Annotated in this window: 19 protein-coding genes; 9 read left to right on the forward strand and 10 right to left on the reverse strand. The window is 46.3% G+C overall.

Going from position 1 to position 19,893, the window contains the following annotated elements; genetic code table 11:
- Positions 1–47: 47 nt before the first annotated feature.
- Positions 48–917: a Tim44 domain-containing protein gene (locus PL85_RS04460; protein WP_013856439.1), complete on the reverse strand. Its 870-nt coding sequence runs from the start codon at positions 915–917 to the stop codon at positions 48–50.
- Positions 918–1,095: 178 nt separating this feature from the next.
- On the opposite strand from PL85_RS04460, the gene PL85_RS04465 reads away from it, so the two are divergent.
- From PL85_RS04465 to PL85_RS04480, 4 genes are all read left to right on the forward strand, one after another.
- A complete protein-coding gene (locus PL85_RS04465; protein ID WP_013856438.1) occupies positions 1,096–1,692 on the forward strand; it encodes a TetR/AcrR family transcriptional regulator in 597 nt (198 codons plus the stop codon).
- A gap of 9 nt (positions 1,693–1,701) precedes the next feature.
- Positions 1,702–3,573, forward strand: coding sequence for an MFS transporter (locus PL85_RS04470; RefSeq protein WP_115339159.1), 1,872 nt, complete (start codon positions 1,702–1,704; stop codon positions 3,571–3,573).
- Positions 3,574–3,671: 98 nt separating this feature from the next.
- Positions 3,672–4,070 (forward strand): thiol-disulfide oxidoreductase DCC family protein, encoded by a 399-nt coding sequence (locus PL85_RS04475; RefSeq protein WP_017044399.1) that lies wholly within the window; start codon positions 3,672–3,674, stop codon positions 4,068–4,070.
- Between the two features lie 5 nt (positions 4,071–4,075).
- Positions 4,076–4,786, forward strand: a complete 711-nt coding sequence (locus PL85_RS04480) for an SDR family NAD(P)-dependent oxidoreductase (RefSeq protein WP_088729001.1) — start codon at positions 4,076–4,078, stop codon at positions 4,784–4,786.
- Positions 4,787–4,863: 77 nt separating this feature from the next.
- On the opposite strand, the gene PL85_RS04485 is transcribed toward PL85_RS04480, so the two are convergent.
- From PL85_RS04485 to PL85_RS04515, 7 genes are all read right to left on the reverse strand, one after another.
- Positions 4,864–5,637: a substrate-binding periplasmic protein gene (locus PL85_RS04485; protein WP_017044397.1), complete on the reverse strand. Its 774-nt coding sequence runs from the start codon at positions 5,635–5,637 to the stop codon at positions 4,864–4,866.
- Between the two features lie 124 nt (positions 5,638–5,761).
- Positions 5,762–7,228 carry an o-succinylbenzoate--CoA ligase gene (gene menE / locus PL85_RS04490; RefSeq protein ID WP_115339160.1) on the reverse strand — a complete coding sequence of 489 codons (1,467 nt, stop codon included), beginning with the start codon at positions 7,226–7,228 and terminating at the stop codon, positions 5,762–5,764.
- On the reverse strand, positions 7,219–8,217 hold the full coding sequence (gene menC, locus PL85_RS04495; protein ID WP_013856433.1) for an o-succinylbenzoate synthase: 999 nt from the start codon (positions 8,215–8,217) through the stop codon (positions 7,219–7,221). The genes menE and menC overlap by 10 nt, the downstream gene beginning before the upstream one ends.
- Before the next feature lie 93 nt (positions 8,218–8,310).
- Positions 8,311–9,177 carry a 1,4-dihydroxy-2-naphthoyl-CoA synthase gene (gene menB, locus PL85_RS04500; protein ID WP_115339161.1) on the reverse strand — a complete coding sequence of 289 codons (867 nt, stop codon included), beginning with the start codon at positions 9,175–9,177 and terminating at the stop codon, positions 8,311–8,313.
- Between the two features lie 45 nt (positions 9,178–9,222).
- On the reverse strand, positions 9,223–10,011 hold the full coding sequence (gene menH, locus PL85_RS04505) for a 2-succinyl-6-hydroxy-2,4-cyclohexadiene-1-carboxylate synthase (protein ID WP_115339162.1): 789 nt from the start codon (positions 10,009–10,011) through the stop codon (positions 9,223–9,225).
- Positions 10,001–11,719: a 2-succinyl-5-enolpyruvyl-6-hydroxy-3-cyclohexene-1-carboxylic-acid synthase gene (gene menD, locus PL85_RS04510; protein WP_115339163.1), complete on the reverse strand. Its 1,719-nt coding sequence runs from the start codon at positions 11,717–11,719 to the stop codon at positions 10,001–10,003. The genes menH and menD overlap by 11 nt, the downstream gene beginning before the upstream one ends.
- Positions 11,716–13,023 (reverse strand): isochorismate synthase, encoded by a 1,308-nt coding sequence (locus tag PL85_RS04515; protein WP_013856429.1) that lies wholly within the window; start codon positions 13,021–13,023, stop codon positions 11,716–11,718. The genes menD and PL85_RS04515 overlap by 4 nt, the downstream gene beginning before the upstream one ends.
- A gap of 217 nt (positions 13,024–13,240) precedes the next feature.
- Between PL85_RS04515 and PL85_RS04520 the strand changes: the two genes are divergently transcribed.
- From PL85_RS04520 to PL85_RS04530, 3 genes are all read left to right on the forward strand, one after another.
- Positions 13,241–14,455, forward strand: a complete 1,215-nt coding sequence (locus tag PL85_RS04520; RefSeq protein ID WP_013856428.1) for a pyridoxal phosphate-dependent aminotransferase — start codon at positions 13,241–13,243, stop codon at positions 14,453–14,455.
- Positions 14,456–14,573: 118 nt separating this feature from the next.
- Positions 14,574–15,158 (forward strand): 5'-deoxynucleotidase, encoded by a 585-nt coding sequence (yfbR, locus tag PL85_RS04525; protein WP_029189779.1) that lies wholly within the window; start codon positions 14,574–14,576, stop codon positions 15,156–15,158.
- A 58-nt stretch (positions 15,159–15,216) separates the two neighbouring features.
- Entirely contained in the window at positions 15,217–16,542 is a 1,326-nt protein-coding gene (locus PL85_RS04530) for an anti-phage deoxyguanosine triphosphatase (protein ID WP_026028279.1), read from the forward strand.
- Positions 16,543–16,591: 49 nt separating this feature from the next.
- Here the strand turns inward: PL85_RS04530 and PL85_RS04535 are convergent, their stop codons facing one another.
- Positions 16,592–17,200 (reverse strand): tRNA-uridine aminocarboxypropyltransferase, encoded by a 609-nt coding sequence (locus PL85_RS04535; RefSeq protein ID WP_088732716.1) that lies wholly within the window; start codon positions 17,198–17,200, stop codon positions 16,592–16,594.
- Positions 17,201–17,203: 3 nt separating this feature from the next.
- Between PL85_RS04535 and rrtA the strand changes: the two genes are divergently transcribed.
- The gene (gene rrtA, locus PL85_RS04540; protein ID WP_094500313.1) at positions 17,204–17,797 is read left to right on the forward strand and encodes a rhombosortase; all 594 of its coding nucleotides are present in this window, start codon (positions 17,204–17,206) and stop codon (positions 17,795–17,797) included.
- Between the two features lie 73 nt (positions 17,798–17,870).
- On the opposite strand, the gene sohB is transcribed toward rrtA, so the two are convergent.
- Positions 17,871–18,932, reverse strand: coding sequence for a protease SohB (sohB, locus tag PL85_RS04545; protein WP_115339164.1), 1,062 nt, complete (start codon positions 18,930–18,932; stop codon positions 17,871–17,873).
- A 90-nt stretch (positions 18,933–19,022) separates the two neighbouring features.
- Here sohB and PL85_RS04550 point away from each other — a divergent pair, with 90 nt between their 5' ends.
- Complete coding sequence (locus PL85_RS04550; RefSeq protein ID WP_115339165.1) at positions 19,023–19,766, forward strand: YciK family oxidoreductase; 744 nt, start codon at positions 19,023–19,025, stop codon at positions 19,764–19,766.
- Positions 19,767–19,893 lie beyond the last annotated feature (127 nt).

The raw sequence follows: 19,893 nt of genomic DNA on the forward strand, positions 1-19,893 counted from the left end.
AAACGCCCAAGACAAACTTGGGCGTTTTGGATCCATCGTGAAAAGTCTTAGCCTTGAATGCCGACAATCAACCAAGGTGCATTAGGTACGGTTAAATCACGCTCTAAATGCCACACATCATTAATATCTTCTTCAATGCCTTCCACGGAATCGCGGTAGCGGCCAGTAAACTGCAAACTCAACTGCGCTTTACTTGCATCGTAATCGGCGCGAACGACTTCAGCGTCTACGTACATCACATCTGTGTGCTGTTCACCGTTTAGCTTTGCGCGCTCTTGTTTTAAATCTTCAAACAAGCTCGCCGATACATATTCTTCAACAGTTTCAAGTTGGTTATGGTTCCAAGCACCTTGCAAAATACGGTAGTGCTCACGCGCACCATTAATGAAAGCGGCCTTATCGAAACCGGCTGGATAGTTATGTGGGATATCGCTGTGTGCATTCGCTCCAAAACCACCCGTGGCTTGAGGCTGTTGTTCAAAATTGTGCACGTTAGGCTGTTCAAACTCCGTCCGGTTATTCACGCCACCAAACGCAGGCTGCTGCCGATTCATGCTGCCCTGCTTCGCACCAAGCATACCGCGCATCAGTTTAAAGAGCACAAAAGCAATCAGGCCGAAGATCAGAATATCCATAAATTGGATACCCTCAAACGCGCCGCCAAAGAAAGCCGCCAGTAGACCACCAGCGAGTAAACCACCCAGTAATCCGCCCATCAGACCTTTTTTGGTCGAACCAGCTTTACCTGCTTGATCTTGCTTAATGGTGTCATTTTTTTGAGTCTGCTGTTTGGGCGCTGGAGCCGTTTTATAGCTTTTACCAAACGATTTACCACCGCCAAATTTCTTTGCTTCTGCTATCGGTGTGATCGCAACAGCAACCATCAGCAGTGCTACAAGGGAAAAAAAACGTTTCATGTTTTTCCTTAGGGTTATAATTATTGAGGCTTACTCATCATAACCACTTCGGATAGACAAGAAAACCGTTGCTTCTCGCAGACATGTATCAGAATATTGCAAATTAACCGTCCATAAGTTGACGCTTATACACCACCCCACTAGAATATCGAACGTTGTTCATAATTGATACGTAACCATGGCCAGACGAAACGATCACACACGAGAAGAACTGATTGCATTGACACTCAAGACCGCGAAGCATTTTCTTCAAAATCACACTTATCACGAGCTCAGCCTGCGTAAAATCGCAACCATGATTGGCTACGTACCTAGCACTTTGGTCAATGTCTTCGGCAGTTACAATCTTTTATTGTTGCATGTGGTAGCTCAAACCTTGGATGAACTCTCTTCGCAAGCGAAAAAAGTGGTGGGTAAGTGTAGCGATCCAAAAGAAGCGTTGTATAAATTGGCCTATTGCTACCACGATTTTGCTCAGTTGCACCCCAATCGCTGGCAACTTATTTTTGAACATAATATGAATGGCGAACTACTTCCCCAGTGGCAAGCAGAGCGCATCGACAACATGACCGCCATGCTTGAAGGTTTATTGACCATCCTTGCTCCACAACACTCGCAACAAGAAGTGCTGCAAGCAAGCCGAGTCCTGTGGTCTGGCGTACATGGTATTACCTTATTAAGCGTAGATGATAAATTTTTCGCCGCCGAACCCATCGATGGGAAAGAGCTGATTGAAAACCTACTCTCAAACTATCTTAATCACTGGGCGCGATAAGGACCATCAATGAGTCAATCTCAATCTTCATTGCTGACTCAGCAACGATTTCTTCCGTATTTCATCACCCAGTTTTTTGGCGCATTTAACGATAACATCTTTAAAAATGTCTTGCTGCTATTGGTCGCGTTTGCTGGAGCGAACGTGTTACCGGTTTCCAGTAATTTATTTATTAACCTTGCCGCAGGGCTATTCATTCTTCCTTTTTTCCTTTTTTCTGCCTCTGCTGGTGTGCTTGCTGACAAGTACGAAAAATCCGCTTTCATTCGTAAAGTGAAATTGGCTGAAATTGGCATCATGTGTCTTGGCGCGATCGGTTTTATGACCGAGAGTTACGCCATTTTACTGTTATTACTGTTTTTGATGGGGACACAATCGGCCTTTTTTGGCCCAGTCAAATACGCTTTATTGCCGCAACAACTCAAGCCAAATGAATTGGTTCCGGGTAATGCGTTAGTGGAAACAGGCACATTTTTAGCGATTTTATTAGGCACATTGGGGGCTGGGCTCATTGCCTCGATGCCCTACACTAAATACGTGGCCGCTGGCGCGGTGGTAGTATTTGCGTTGTTAGGCTATTTAGCCAGCCGTCATATTCCTAAAGCCCCTGCTTGCGCACCCGATCTCGTTTTTCGCTGGCAGCCCATTAAGCAAACCAAGCAGACCATTGCGATTGCCAAACAAGACCGTACTATTTTCCAATGCGTAATGGCGATCAGTTGGTTCTGGTTTTTAGGTGCTGCCTACTTAACTCAATTTCCAAATTTCACGCATCACTATTTATATGGCACAGAGAGCGCCGTTTCTTTTTTGCTAGCACTGTTTTCTGTTGGTATTGCCACTGGCTCATTGACCTGCGACAAATTATCGCATCATAGAATAGAGATCGGCATCGTGCCTATCGGCAGTTTTGGCATTACATTATTTGGCTATTTAATGGCAACCTCCGTGCCAGAAAATCTGCCTCAATTTACTGATTTTTATCAATTTATCAGCTACCAATCACTATGGCCGATGTTTCTTTTTCTATTGTTGATTGGCGTCTGCGGTGGCATCTTCATTGTGCCTTTATATGCGCTAATGCAGCAGCGTGCTAAAGTCACTCAACGCGCACAAGTCATTGCCGCTTTAAATATCTACAACTCACTGTTTATGGTGGCGAGCGCACTATTAGGGATTGTCTGTTTGAGCTTTCTTGAGCTTACGATCCCTCAGTTCTTCATTATATTAGCTTTGCTTAATGGCTTTGTTGCACTCTATTTATGCTACCAAGTCCCGGTCTTCTTGGTGCGATTTCTAATGTGGATGCTGACGCATACCATGTATCGAGTCAGCCACAAAAATCTTCATCACTTACCTGAAAAGGGCGGAGCACTGCTGGTGTGCAATCATGTTAGCTATATGGATGCACTGTTGCTGAGCGCGGTTTGCCCTCGCTTAATTCGTTTTGTGATGGAAGAGGATTACGCCAATTTGCCGCCACTTCGTCGCTTTTTGAAACGTGCAGGCGTGATACCTATTTCCGCAACGCGTCGCGGTTCTATCCGCCAAGCCTTTAACGATGTAGAACAAGCATTGGCAGAGGGGCATATCGTCTGCATTTTCCCAGAGGGACGGTTAACCGCGGATGGCGAAATCAGCGATTTCATGCGCGGGATGGATATTATTTTAAAACGCAGCTCTGTGCCTGTCATCCCCATGGCATTGAAGGGATTGTGGGGAAGCTATTTTAGCCGTGCCAAAGGGCGCGCCTGCTGTGGGCTACCGACTCGTTTTTGGTCACATATAGAAATTGAAGCTGGCGAGCCCGTCCCCCCCAAAGAGGCAACAACACAAGTGATGCAACAAAAAGTCGCCGAGCTCAGGGGAGATTGGCGTTAGATTGGGATTGAGTGCAAACCAAACACTAGCTTGATCTTATACTGAAGAGTGAACGTACAAATATGTTATTCACGGGCTGTTAGGCTGATGACATACATATGAGTACCCCATCTTTAGTGATTTTTTTCGATGCGCAGTGTCCTTTATGCTGCAATGAAATGCGTTCATTAAAAACCTTCGATCACCATGGTCGGGTTCAGCTTATCGACATAAATGACGGCGATGCTATGCGTAGCTTTCCTTCTATCGACAAAAGCAAGGCGTTATCGATACTGCATGGCTTAGATCAACAAGGCAATCTGCTTTATGGGCTGGATGTGACCGTTCTAGCTTGGCGTTTAGTCAACAAACATCGCTGGTTATTCATTACGCGCTTACCCGTCCTAAAATGGATTAGCGACCAAATTTATCTCCTTTTTGCAAAACATCGCATGTCGATATCTCGCTGGTTTAGTCATGCTCAATGCCGTAATGGCGTTTGTAAAAACAGAGAGTGATAACAATGAAATACCTCATTATTGGCGCCTCAAGCATCATCGCCCAAGCTTTTATAAAGGAGCTCAAAGCGCAGACTTTCGCGCCAGCAATCGTTACCGTCTCAAGACAAAAATATCTCGCCCAATCCTCAAGCGAACATTTTCCAACCGACTACAGTATCGAATCAACGGCCTTGATTGCCAAAACATTGGCCGATATCGGGCATAAGTTTGATCAAATTGTGTTTTTTAATGGGCAACTACACAACGACACCTATACACCAGAAAAGCGTATCTCAAGGTTTGACGAGTCTTACTTTCAATGGCTTTTACAATGTAACGTTTTGAGCCAAGTGCGTTGGTTTCAATATTTACCATCACTTATTGATCGTCAATCTTTTGCAAAAATTACGGTTTTTAGCGCGCGGATAGGTAGCTTAGAGGATAACCACAGTGGCGGCTGGTACAGCTATCGGATGAGTAAAGCGGCGCTAAATATGGCGACGAAAAGTTTTGCGATAGAGCTCTCTCGCACTCATCCCAACACACAAACCATTCTGTTTCATCCGGGAACCACCGACACCCCGCTTTCTAAACCATTTCAGCATAATGTGTCTAGCGATAAGCTCTTTGAACCGGAGTTTGTGGCTAAGCAACTTTATCAACTTCATCAAAAGGAAATGTTAGATAAGCCCGTCTGTTTTGTGGATTGGCAGCACCAGACCATCAAATGGTAATAATGACAGTTATTTTTAGTATCCTGTCATTGTTACCTTTAAGTTAAAATAATACTGTTGATTATAACGATTACGGATTACTGCAAAAAGCTACTAACCACTTGTTCTAGCTCACCACTCTCTTTCATTTCAGATAAAATTTTGTGGTATGTGGCTTTAAAATCATCTTTATAAGGGAACTGACCACCATCCGTCACAAAACCCAGAAATCCTTGTTCAGAGCTAATGGTTGCGCCTTCCATAACACTCTGCCCATCATATTTACCTTCTTTTTGCAGCTTACTGAGCTCCCAGCGAATAGATAAAGCGTCATTCATGTAGCAATCTACGCGCCCTGCAATCAGCTTAAGGAGATTATTTGGCGTCCCCTTGGTCTCCGAGAGTGCGATCTTACCAGCCGCAACAGCCGCACGGAATTCATCTCCCCCTGCAGCGAAACCTAAATTATTACCGATAGTAAGGCCCATATAATCTTCTGGCCAATTCGGTCTTGGAGTACTTAACACTGACTTTGTACAGACAACCACTAGCTTTTCGTCAAGGATAGGCATCTCGTACTCCATATAGGGACGCTGCTCAATTCGTTTATAAGGTGGGTATAATGCAAATATTTTGCTGTTTTCGATTTCTGATAGGCCACGCTTCCAAGGGATTTCTTTGATCGTGACATTATAGGCTGGCATTTTAGAAAATATGCGTTCCAAAATTACAGTATAAATACCAGTAATACGTCCACTTTCACTGTATGAATAAGGTGGATACGAATCATCACCATATATGGTCACATTCGTCGCGGCAGAAGCACCGAAAGAGAGGGCTATTGCGGGTAAACATACTAAGTATTTTTTCATCAATCGCTCCAAAACTTATCTAATAATATTCAGTCGGTGGTATAGATAAGTAATAGTTCACCTCTCAATAGAGTCAACCAGCATCCGAAGATAATATTTCAGGTAGAGTATCTTATTCACCGAGCTAAGTGAGAGGAAAGTAACGATGCTGATGGTTAGTAAGCCAGGTTTTTAGGACTTTGCGCGAGATTTTAATGCCCGTCTCACTGAAATGATTTGGTATTAAAAAATAATCGATGGGATATTTAAATCTTTCAAGCTTGCCATTGAGCCACTGCTCTAACGCCTCTTTTTTAGGCATAGTTTGGCATTGCAACAAAGCAACGCTGCGCGCGCCAAACTCATCATCATGAACAGGGATCACCATAGCTAAAGCAATGTCGGGGTGGTGAGATAATACCGCTTCAATCTCTTCACAATGAATGTTTTCGCCTCCAGAGATAAATTGGTTATCAACGCGGCCAATAATGCACAGCTCATCATTCTGCCAATGGCCAAGATCTTGGCTGTCGAACCATCCTTGTTCATCCATAAGAGGCGTGATTAAGCCTTGTTGGTAATAGCCACTGGATATGGTTTCACCGCCAATAAAAATGCGCTGGCCTTGTAGTTTCACTTGCCGTTTGGGTAGCACATGACCAACACTCTGGCTTGCGTTAACACGTTTTGCTGTGACAGTGGAAGCCGCTTCCGTCATACCATAACCCACCCAAGTTTCAATGCCATGCTTTGCCGCCTGCTGGGCGAGATAGTTTGGGATATGCCCTCCGCCAAGCAGCACATGCGTTAATGCGAGTGGTGTTTTACTGTCTAATAAACGCTTCAGTTGAGTAGCAACCAATGAAGCATGCGTGACATGAATTATATCTTGGGTGAGATCGCCGCTGCCGACTTTTAAGCAAGCACCAGCTACTAGCCAGCGATAAATAATGGCTAACCCAGACACATGATACATCGGTAAACTCAGCAGCCACGTATCATGGCAACGAAATGAAAATACCTCAAGTAAACCACTGGCTGACGACCAATGCTGCTGAAAAGTATGAATAACGGCTTTAGGAACCCCAGTAGAGCCAGAAGTAAAGATGATTGAGGCAAACTGTGTCTCAGCCTTGTTTACCATAGCGCTCGTGGGCTGCGAAACATGTTCATGAGTAACATGTTCATGAGTAACATGTTCATGAGTATAAAGCCGGATGTTAGCGTCAGCGAGCAATGAAGTTAGCTCATTCTCCTTGAGCCTAGCTCCTTCACCTAACCATAACCAATGTGGTTTATTCTCTCCGTATAAGGTACTGAGTTTCTGTTTCAGCAGCATCACAGGTTGTGGCATGGTGATGGCGCAGATCACGCCAAGTTTTAACGACGCAAGGTAGATTAACACTAACTCAAGGCTGTTCTTACCCACTAACGTCAGCACATCTTGGTTCTGCAAACCTTGTTGCTGCATTGCAAAAGCATAAGCGTCAATACGGTTCGCTAACTGCTGCCAAGTGTAGGTTTGATTCGCCGTACGCAATGCGATCGCGTGCGGCGTATACAAAGCATGTTGTTGCCACGGCTTTTGGCAAAAGGAAACGCCTACTCGCATTGAGATTGCCAAACCACCGTTTGCTGAGCGAGCGTTTGTATCGGCAATGCGCTGTTGGGCCATGCGCTTTCGAGTTGTGCTTTAAACAAACTAATCGTATCTAGCCCCGGAATTTCATTAGGCAGTTGCCACTGCGCAAAACGAGCTAATTGGCAAAGTCCTAAGCTCGATTCGATGCTAGAGCTAATAACGGCTTGAATGCCTAATGTTTTAGCTTTTTCAATCAAAGTGATACAGCGCTGTACCGACCCAATCAAGGTCGGTTTAATCACAATGGCTTTCGCTCCCGTCAGATCTTCTAGCTGAAAATCTGCACGGCGAACGGCTTGCTGTAAGGTTTCATCCCACGCAATCGCAATGCCCGTATTGATAGCAAAAGCCAAGCTGTCACTGGGAGATGGACACGGCTCTTCCAAAAACGCAATGCGTTGACGCAGCGAAGGAGAGACATATTGGGCAAATTTTTCAGCTTTAGCGGGTGTCCAAGCTTGGTTAGCATCAAGACGCAATTGCAAATCAGGCATGGATTCTAAAAACAGATTTACGATCATCCCATCGCGAATCGCTTCGTACAGCCCAACTTTAATCTTCGCAACTCTATGATCGCCCGGTAGCGCGTTCAGAAGCGGGATCAGTTCATCAGGATCCCCTGAGCACAAAGGTGCTGCGTGATAGTGTCCGGCTTGAGGCAACCCACCATTCAGCTCTAACTCCGCCATCGACAAACCAAAGGCAACAGAAGGAAAAAGATCATCATAGGTAATAAGCTCACCACTAACCCAAAGCTGAAGCTGCGCGATTAACTGCTGCTGTGCTTGCTCAAGTGACTCTAAACTGAAACCGGGTAATGGGGCAACTTCACCCAACGCTGAACCGTGATCATCTTGTAATTCAATGATCAGACCTTCACGTTCTACCAGCTTCTGATTGCGGAGAATAACGCCGCTATCCATCGGTAAACAGTAGCGATACAGTGTTGCGCTGCGCATAATTTCAACCTTTTGTTCGATATTCGACTTTGTTCATTGAGACCACTAGCCCAAATCATCACGGAAAATGGATGATTTGAGCCGATTTTACGCTTAAGGATTACGAGGGAATTTATTGAAATCAGGGCGGCGTTTTTCATTGAAGGCATTGCGCCCTTCTTGCCCCTCTTCTGTCATATAGAACATCATGGTTGCGTTACCCGCTAGTTCTTGCAAACCTGCTTGGCCGTCACAATCTGCGTTGAGCGCTGCTTTCAAACAGCGCAGCGCCATAGGGCTATGCTGCAATACTTCACGACACCAGCGAACCGTCTCTTTTTCTAAATCAGCTACTGGCACAACCGTGTTGACCAGCCCCATGTCCAACGCTTCTTGAGCATCATAAAAACGGCAAAGGAACCAAATTTCACGCGCTTTTTTCTGCCCAACGATACGGGCCATGTAAGACGCACCCCATCCACCATCGAATGAACCCACTTTGGGCCCTGTTTGACCAAACTGGGCATTTTCTGCCGCTATAGTTAAATCACACATCATATGCAGCACATGGCCACCACCGACAGCCCAACCAGCAACCGCCGCAATTACAGGTTTCGGACAGGTACGAATTTGGCGTTGGAAATCGAGCACATTGAGATGATGCGTACCGGACTCATCACGATAGCCGCCGTAGTCGCCACGAATTTCTTGATCGCCACCAGAGCAAAATGCCGCTTCACCAAGACCAGTTAGAATGATCACGCCAACTTGCTCATCATAACGCGCATCGGCCAGCGCACTGATCATCTCTTTAACCGTTTGTGGGCGAAAGGCATTACGCACCTGAGGACGGGCAATCGTAATTTTGGCAATACCATCTTGCGATTTGTGATAGTGAATATCTTCATATTCGGCGCTGCAGTCACTCCAGATGACTGGTGCATACAATTCTTGTTCAGTAATACCGACTGTTTTAGCCATGGTGCTTTCCATTGTTCTATTAATTATAGTTTTTGAACCAACGCGTTAGCATTGGCTGATAAACTCTTGAATAAGATGAGCAAATACTTCGGGCTGCTCATAATGGACATTATGCCCTGCAGCCTGCACTTGGCGATATTCGAAACCGCTTTGTTGTGCCAGCTGAACAAACTTACTGTCCTTCTCCCCACAAACATAGACAATTGGCAATGCGACTTGCTCAAGTTGTGCGAGCAGATAAGGCTGCTTTGCCAATGAAGTCGAAAGTAGCATGTGAGCCACTGCCGCCCCAAGATTAGCACTGCGTTGAGTGACTAAAGTTTGTCTTTGCTCATGATTTAATGAAGAAAAAACGGGTTGATGATACCAATCGACCAAAACTCGCTCAATCTGCTCAGTTTGGAAACGATGTGCCCAATGGTGATCATTTTTCAATCGTTGCTCACGTTCAAAAGAACTCTGCAAGCCGAAGTTGCCACCCTCAACGATCAAACCTTGAATATTCAACGCCGAAAAACGCTGCATCGCCACGCCATACATTGCCAGCCTTCCACCAAGTGAATAGCCCACCAATACGATAGGTGTTTTTTCACCAAGCTGCTTAAGCACGGTTGCAGAAATGTGAGCGCAGCACTCATCAAAGTCATCACATAAGAGAGACTGACTACCGCCATGACCGGGAAGATCAATCCATAATTGCGAGTATGGCGCAAGGAAAAGCGCCGTTTTCGACCAATCTCGCCCACTGCCTAGTAAACCATGTAGAAAAACCAACACTGGCTCGACCGACGTAGAACCTGTGGTGGTGCTGCAATAAAAACGACTACAAAGCATAGACTTGCTGGGTAAATTGTGTGATTTGCTCACCGGCTTGCCCAGACGGCGTGGTCACTTCAACCAATAAGGTACCAATACCCTGCTGTAAATGTTCACGGACCAAGCTTTGATAAGCAGATAAGGTTTGCGGACAAGCATAACCTAAACGAAACTGCCGTGCGGCGTGTTCAAATTGGTAGCCATGGGGCATTTGGTACAAGGCGGTTTTGTGCGTTTTGGGAACGGGTAATAGATCAAAAATAGCGCCACCATCATTATTCACCACCACCAGCACCAGAGGCGTGCTGACTTGGCTAAGCAGAGCTAGAGAATTCAGATCATACAGCAATGACGTGTCACCAATAAATACCAACATTGGATTATGATTAGCTCGATGTACTCCTGCGGCGGTTGCCACTAAGCCATCAATACCCGAAGCGCCTCGATTGGAGTAAACCGAACGTCCCTCAATTTGAGCAAACATATCGGCTAAACGGACGAACAAACTGTTTCCGATAAATAGGTCGGCCCCTTCGCTACGCTCGGCCATATCGAGCGCTAAACCAATCTCTGTAATGGAAGAGTCACCGTTCAAATGTAATTTAGCCAGTTGGGCAATCTCTTGCGCCACACTTTTTATCCGATCCGACCAACCCGCTTGCGCCGCACCTAAAGCCGTTAATTTACCAATATGCCGATCGACCCAGCACGCAATATCAGTGACAAACTGCTGTTGCATCAGATGGTTTTGATTATTACGTGCCATTTGGGGTGAAACGTAAATATACTGCACGTTACCCGTGTGGGCATGGCTAGCTAGCCATTGAGTAAGCCGTTTTGAGACCAGCCGTGAACCGAATTGAATCACCACCTCACTTTCACTAAGCAGCTCACGTGCTCGCGCATTTTGTAACCACAAATCAAAATGCGCCCATTCGCTGCTCACGCCTGATTGTGGATCACATAAGACTGGCCAGCCAAGTTTGTTGGCAAAGTGCTTAGCCTTCTTCGCTTCAGCTAACGTCAACGACCCAAGAATCACCAGCCCTTTTTTACTCAGCCATGCACCATCATCTAACGTTTTTGTTTCGGTTTGGTACTGGCGAGAGCTGAATGCTTGCTCACGCTGACGCCACGCTTCAATCACAGCCAAATAGTCCGCGTAGAGATCTACATCATGATGTTCGGCATAAAGTGGTTCGGGAAAGGGACAGTTAATATGTATTGCACCCCCCATGTGATCTTGGTTGGCCATGGCCTCATCCACTGTGGTTAACAACCAAGCCAATGGGATAGTCGTCGATGGACTGGGTAGATTCACCGCCTGCGTGACATGTGATGAGTAAATACCTACTTGATTGATTGCTTGATTCGCACCGCATCCCACGAGCTCAACGGGCCGGTCAGCCGTGAGTACAACGAGTTTTTCACCCGTGAGGTGTGACTCAGCAATCGCTGGCAGTAAATTAGCCGCCGCCGTGCCAGAAGTGACAATCACCGCAACTGGCTTTTGGCTCGCCTTAGCAAGACCTAAAGCAAGAAAGCCCAGCCCACGCTCATCAAAGTGAGTATGGATTGAGAGCTTGTGATTGGCGGCCGCCTCTAAGGTCAAAGGTGTCGAGCGTGAACCTGGTGCAATACAGATCTCTTGCACCCCAAGTCGAGTAAGCTCCTCAAGTAGCGTTTGGCTCCAAATTCGGTTCAGCACTGCTTGGTCATGCTTCATGACGCCACTCCTAGAGGAAAATGGTCGCTGATCAAACTCAGTAAGGTTGCCATTTTTTTGTCTAACTCTTGCCATTCATGCTCAGCAACTGAACCTGGAACAATGCCCGCTCCGGCAAACAGTTGGACCTGATTGTCCACCAGCAAAGCGCTGCGAATCGCCACACAAAACTCCGCTTGTTGATGGCTAAAATAACCGACTGAGCCGGCATACCAACCACGTGCAAAAGGCTCATTAGCCTGAATAAAATCCATCGCCGCTTTACGCGGCAGGCCAGCCACGGCTGCGGTCGGTTGTAACGCGTTCAGCAGTTGTACACCATTCACACCCTTTTTCAGCTGCGCATGGATACCCCGTTTTAAATGTTGCACTTTGCGCAAACGCACTAAACGGACGTCCTGTTCAACATCAACCCTTTCAGAATGAGGCGTTAACCGTTCAATAATGTCATCCACTACATATTGATTTTCATTAAGATTTTTACTGTCTTGAGTAAGCCAATGAGATAACTCCATGTCTTGGCTCGCATTTTCTCCCCTACCTATAGTTCCCGCCAGCGCTTCGGTATACAAAGTCTGCCCTTGACGAGCGTACAAACGCTCAGGTGTCGACCCCATAAAGCTGTGTTTTTGATCAAATGCTAATAAAAAATGAAAACTGTGATGATTGTGCGCCGCACTTGCCTTAAGCAACTGCGCCGCGCTTAACGGCTTATCTAAACTGAGTGTCGTTTGCCGCGCGAGCACCACTTTCTTAAACGCTTGATGATCAATTCCCTCAAGCACTTGATTGACCAACTGCTGCCACTTCACCTCATTAGGTTGATGGGTGACCTGTTTTATATGTGACGTCATACCACGTAACGGACTAACTTCAAGTTGCAGTTTATGCAGTGCGACCAAGGTTCGTTGGCGTTCAGCGGTAATATTCGCCGCCAATGACCACTGACCATCACAGCAAATCAGCTCAATTTGCGGTAAAAAGAAAAATGAGGATAGACAACGGCGATTTTTGTCCGTATGCCCATCAAAAGAACGTCCACCCCAAACTCGCTGTTCCTGACCAAGAATAGCGTAGGCAGGTTCAGCCTCAGAAAAAGTATACAGTTGACCTAATGCCACTACTTCTTCGCGCGTATCACGTGACTGCCAATAAAATTTAGGGAAAATGGGTTGCGCTTCAAGCCAATCAATTGGCGCGAAAGGGGGAGCTTCTTGCAGTATTTGTACAAAACGAACGTCATCATCCTTCGCGTCGTTTATTTGCTCGATTAACCGAGCAATAGCTTGATGAAAATGCGACAAATCGACCTCGAAAACATTGAGACACGGGCTCTACTGACGGCTACTCTATTTAGAGAGGGAAACGAAATCAAGGTTACGAGTTATCTTTTGCAGATTCCTGTGATAACGGGCATCCTCATCTGTATCCTAAAAGCGGACAGTGGCAGATTTTTATTCTATCAAACATCAATTTAGTGTAGTTTAATAAAGAAATTATTTATTTTTCAGGAATTATACAATGCAAAATATCGGGATGTCGTCAAAACTCGACAATGTCTGCTATGACATTAGGGGTCCTGTACTCAAACATGCTAAACGCATGGAGGAAGAGGGGCATAAAATACTGAAGTTAAACATTGGTAACCCCGCCCCATTTGGCTTTGACGCCCCAGATGAAATCCTAGTTGATGTGATCCGTAATCTGCCTACTTCACAAGGCTATTGCGACTCAAAGGGGATCTATTCCGCGCGCAAAGCCGTGGTGCAGCACTACCAGAAAAAAGGGCTGCGTAGCCTAGATGTAGAAGATGTTTACATCGGTAATGGTGCTTCAGAGCTTATCGTGATGGCGATGCAAGCGCTGCTTAATAATGGCGATGAAATGCTTGTCCCTGCTCCTGATTATCCATTATGGACCGCTTCGGTCGCCCTCTCCGGTGGCACTGCTGTGCATTACTTGTGTGATGAAGAAGCCGATTGGTATCCTGATCTCAACGACATCAACAGTAAAATCACGCCCAAAACACGCGGTATTGTGTTGATCAACCCCAATAACCCAACAGGTGCTGTCTATAGCCGTGATTTCCTGCTGGAAATTGTTGAGATTGCCCGAAAGCATAAATTGATCATTTTCGCCGACGAAATCTACGACAAAATCTTATACGATGGTGCAACCCATACGCCCATTTCAACACTGGCTGATGACGTTTTAATGGTCACTTTTAACGGCCTGTCAAAAGCGTACCGTGTGTGCGGGTTCCGTGGTGGTTGGATGTTCCTTACCGGGCCAAAACACATCGCCAAAGGTTATGTGGCTGGTTTGGAAATGCTTGCCTCAATGCGTTTGTGTGCCAACGTGCCCATGCAGCATGCGATTCAAACCGCATTAGGTGGCTATCAAAGTATCAATGAGTTGATTTTGCCCGGCGGCCGACTGCTCGAACAGCGCGATCGCGCGTGGGAACTCATCAACCAGATCCCCGGCGTCTCATGTGTCAAACCTAAAGGAGCCATGTACCTGTTCCCGAAAATTGACACGAAAATGTACAGTATTAAAGATGATCAAAAGATGGTGCTCGACTTCTTAAAACAAGAGAAAGTGCTCTTGGTTCAAGGAACAGGCTTTAACTGGCCAAAACCGGACCACTTCCGCATTGTCACCTTACCGCATATTGAAGATTTGGAAATTGCCATTGGCCGCTTCGAGCGTTTCTTATCGACCTACAGTCAGTAGCATTCTGACGTAAACTTCCATATGCTAAACGGGCGCACTTTTCGATACAAAGTGCGCCCGTTTTCTTTTGATGGCCAATTTTTCTCTTGGCCCCAACACAGCAAGGATGTTTATTGCAATGAAAGAGAGTCACTTTTTTGCTCACTTAGCCCGAATGAAGTTAATTCAACGCTGGCCTTTAATGCGATCCATCTCCAGTGAAAATATCTCAGAACACAGCCTACAAGTGGCATTTGTCGCTCACGCTTTAGCCGTGATCAAAAACAAAAAATTTGGCGGCAAGGTCAACCCTGAACGGATTGCGATTTTAGGTATGTACCACGATACCAGTGAAGTGTTGACGGGCGATCTTCCGACACCAGTTAAATACTACAACCCCGATATTGCGAAAGAATACAAAAAGATAGAAGCCGCCGCCGAACAAAAACTGCTCTCGATGTTGCCTAAAGAGCTGCGTGAGGATTTTGCTCCATATCTCGTTTCAGACGCCGCGCACCCTGAAGATGTGGCGATAGTCAAACAGGCAGATTCACTCTGCGCCTATCTCAAATGCTTAGAAGAACTCAGCGCGGGCAACCATGAATATGCGCTGGCCAAAAAACGTTTAGACGTGACCTTACGAGATCGCCATACACCTGAGATGGAGTATTTTCTCAATACCTTTGCCCCTAGTTTCGAATTAACGCTGGACGAAATCAGCTAACTCACGCTAAGTTACTTGTTAAGTGTTTGAAAAACATAAATGTACTGCAGGAGATGGCATGGATATATCCATTGACCCCAAATGGCTTGAACGCCAAGATGATGAGCATAAAATCCGCCGCGATGATCACCGCAGCCCTTTCCAACGCGATCGGGCACGTATTCTTCACTCGGCAGCATTTCGTCGCTTGCAAGCCAAAACTCAAGTACATGGCACTAGCTTGAATGATTTCCATCGCACTCGCCTCACTCACTCCTTAGAAGCTGCGCAACTCGGCACTGGAATAGTGGCGCAAATTAAACTCAAACAACCAGAGTTTCGTGATTTGCTGCCTTCGGATAGTTTGATCGATTCCTTATGCCTAGCGCATGATATCGGTCACCCTCCTTATGGTCATGGCGGCGAAGTGGCGCTCAATTATATGATGCGCGATCACGGCGGCTTTGAAGGCAACGCGCAAACCTTTCGAATTGTGACCAGCTTAGAGCCTTACACCGAACACCATGGTATGAACCTGTCACGCCGCACTGTGCTGGGGTTATTAAAATACCCTGCGCTGCTGAGCCAAACTCGCGCCGTACAGCAACCCAATGCAGTCGCTCACCAGCGTCAGTTGAAGGCTAAAGAGTGGTCGCCTGCTAAGGGAATATACGATTGCGATCACGCGATTTTTTCTTGGGTAACGGAGCCGCTCTCTGCGCAAGATAAAGCCCTACTCAGTCAAATGCGTGGTCAGCCCGCAACGCCTTATCAACATCACAAGACTCGCTTTAAATCACTCGATTGCTCAATCATGGAGCTGGCCGATGACATTGCCTACGGCGTGCACGATTTAGAAGATGCCATCGTGCTTGGCATGGTGACTCGCCAACAGTGGCAAGAGGCCGCAGCCTCGAAACTGGCCGAATGCGGCGATGCGTGGTTTGAAGAACACATCGCTTCCATCAGTGAAATGCTGTTTGCAGGCAAACATTACCGTCGTAAAGATGCGATTGGCGGGATTGTTAATGCGCTACTGACTAGCATTCATATTCAAGCCGTTGATGCGCATTTCGAGAATGAACTACTCGCCTTCAACGCCTATTTAGAACCCAATATGGCCGCCGCACTGGAAGTACTGAAATCATTTGTGAGCCAATATGTGATTCAAATTCCGCAAGTGCAGCGTTTTGAATACAAAGGCCAACAAATCATCATGGATCTATTTGAAGCGCTAAGCGCCGATCCTGAACGCTTACTGCCAGAAACAACGCGCGGTAAGTGGCAAGCCCAAACCAATGAAAACGATGGTATGCGCGTTATCTGTGACTATATTTCGGCTATGACCGATGGCTATGCGCAAAGGCTCCATCAACAACTCTTCTCAGCTCATAATCACTATTAATGGCTGGTTGAGTGGTAGCTTCTGCCATCATTACTCACTGATATAGCGGTTACTCGCTGATATAGTTTTGCTTAAAAACCCCAGCTGGCATTTGGCTAATTTGAAAGGCAACCATCGCATCAAAAGCATCAAGGAGCGGTTGAAAATTTTGCCGAGGCTCAAGCAATGACAAGATATGAAAACCAGCTTCAACAGTTGATAAGCTGTTTTCACTCGGTGCCTTGCGAATGCGATAATTGCCTTTGAGATCGGTCGGCAAGTGCAAACACGGTAGCGAATGTAAATTGCTCGAGAGTTGCCACATTTTATACGCTTTCTTCCAAGTACCATCGAGTAAAATAACTCGTACTTTTCTGGTATCAGCATTGATATTCATAGCCGACACGGGCTGCGCAGTCTCATGCGGGTAAAGTACATAGTTGAGCACATCCGGCTCAGCTAAGCACTCATTCAGCTGAGTGTGCCGGCTAAAATCTTCGGCAACAAAGCGCCTGCAATTGGCTAAAGATAAATCGAGAATTCGGGCTGTGCCCATTGGGCGATGTTCTTCTGTCGGATGTTGAAGAATGATAAGCTCGACCGACGAGGAAAGCGGTACGATCAAAGAACAGATGCAGGCTTTTCGCGCTTTACCACATTGAGAACAGTATCGAGACATAACGTGAATTACTTTCGCCTTTGCTTACTAAACATAAACCATCAAAAAAATCGTTATTTTGCACTACTTGCTATCAGCTTGGTCTGCTTGGGGTTGCAATGGCCGCCACTGGCCGCCCTCAGTGCGTGGAATCGGCCTGCCATTGAAGCGGGCCAATGGTGGCGGATCCTAACAGGAAATTTCACACACACCAACTTTACACACCTTGGTATGAACCTCGCAGGGCTGTGGATTATCCATTTTGTGTTTCAACCGAGCAGTAAAAAATGGTTAATCAGCCTTCTGGCAACCAGCTTGATGGTAGGCGTCAGCCTTTTTTTGAGCCGTATGCAAGTCTATGTCGGCCTTTCAGGCGCGCTCCATGGAATGTTTGCCTATTTGGCGCTGCAAGAAGCACTGCAAGGGCGTCGCAGCAGTTGGCTGCTGGTGGTTGGTGTTATTGTCAAAGTTGTCTGGGAGCAAATGTTCGGCGCTTCAAGTAGTACTAGTGAGCTTATTAATGCACGCGTGGCTATCGAAGCCCATTTAGCGGGCATGTTGGCCGGGTTGATCTTCGCCATCGGTGAATGGCTGAGATCAAAAAAAACGGAGAAGTAACGCACTTCTCCGCTTATCCGCTTAATACTCTCTGAAAAAATAATCTGCCTGCTTCGAGAAAGAAGCGCCTAACTTAAACGATTGGCCGTTGGCCGCGACTGATCAATTTCAGCAACACGCTATCGGCCGCTTCGCCTGCAACGCCAGCCAATTTATCAGTCAGTTTTTTCTTCTGCACATAATGGATCGCCAGTACCGTTTTATCTTTACACGCAGCAACCACTAAGTCGTCAGAAGTTTTGATCTCATCGACTAAACCGAGCTCTTGAGCTTGAGTCCCAAACCAGTGTTCACCAGTGGCCACTTTCTCAAGGTCAAGCGCTGGGCGATGCTCGCGGATAAAATCTTTAAACAGTTCGTGAGTCTCTTCGAGTTCTTGCTTGAACTTATCGCGCGCTTTATCACTGTTTTCACCAAACATAGTCAGCGTGCGTTTGTATTCACCTGCGGTCAACTGTTCAAATTCAATATCATGTTTTTTAAGCAGTTTATTAAAGTTAGGTAGTTGCGCGATAACGCCAATGGAACCGACAATCGCAAAAGGAGCGGCCACAATTTTATCAGCAATACACGCCATCATATAGCCACCGCTGGCAGCCACTTTATCCACTGCGATGGTTAAGGGTAATCCAGCCGCTTTAATGCGATCGAGCTGCGAAGAAGCCAAACCATAACCATGCACCATGCCACCGCCAGTCTCTAAACGCAGCAGCACTTCATCACCTTGACGAGCAACAGCGAGAATGGCGGTCACTTCCTCGCGTAGTGAACTCACTTCTTTAGCATCAATACTGCCATTGAAATCCAGCACAAAAAGATGCGGTTCACGTTTGGTATCTAATGCTCCCTCTTTCGCCGCTTTTTTGATCGCTTTATCACGTGCTTTGTTTTTCTCTTTTTCGCTTTTATTTTCTGCTTTATCACGAGCCTTCAAGAAAGCCTCATCATGTAGATGGTGTTCCATCTGCTCGACCATTTCTTTATGACGCTCGGTTAAATTCACCACTTCCAGCTCGCCTTTCTGCGCGCTGTTTTTTCCGCCCACCGATTTCACGATGACCAATAGCACAACAAGAGCGATGACGATTGTCGCAATCTTGGCCAAAAATAGGCCGTAGTCCAATAAAAATTCCAACGTCCTAATCCTCATAGGTTTTGATTTGGTGTATTGTAACCATCTTGTCACGAAGACTTAAAGCAAATCATAACAATAAGGAAGCACAAGGTGGATTATTCAGTTTCTGCAGATGCCCTCAAAGATAAAGTCATTTTAGTTACGGGTGCTGGCGACGGTATCGGTAAACAAGCCGCCATCAGCTATGCAGCCCACGGCGCAACCGTCATTTTGCTCGGCCGCACGGTGAAAAAATTAGAACAGACGTATGATGAGATAGAAAACGCTGGCTACGCAACAGCTGCGATTGTTCCGCTGGACATGAAAGGAGCCACCAAGCAACATTATCTCGATATGATCGATACCATTGCAGAGCAGTTTGGTCGCTTAGATGGCGTGCTACATAACGCGGGTCTTTTGGGTGTGATCAGCCCGTTTGATCAGATTGGTGAAGATTCTTATGACGATGTCATGCAGGTCAACGTCAAAGCGCAGTTTTTACTCACCCAAGCAGCGCTACCATTGCTGCACAAATCTCAAGATGCGCGGATTGTATTTACGTCTTCAACCGTAGGCCATGATGGTCGTGCTTTTTGGGGCACTTATGCTATGTCAAAATTCGCCACAGAAGGGATGATGCAAGTGCTAGCTGATGAGCTAAGCAACACATCAATTCGAGTGAATGCAATTAATCCCGGTGGCACGCGCACTGGCATGCGCGCTAAAGCTTATCCCGCTGAAGATGTGGAGTTGTTGAAAACGCCTAAAGATATCATGCCGCTTTATCTCTATTTAATGGCGCCGGAAAGCCAAGCCGTGAATGGTCAATGTATCGATGCACAACCGAAAAAGTAATGGCTTAGCTTTTTCTTAATCTTTCAATGCCTTGCCTCATCAGCAAGGCATTGTCGTTTGAGGTGAACGTTACTATTTCATGTCAGCACATTACATTAGAGACGACTTTATTGTAATGATGGCTAAA

The organism is Vibrio anguillarum (genome assembly GCF_001989995.2).
Lineage (GTDB): Bacteria > Pseudomonadota > Gammaproteobacteria > Enterobacterales > Vibrionaceae > Vibrio > Vibrio anguillarum.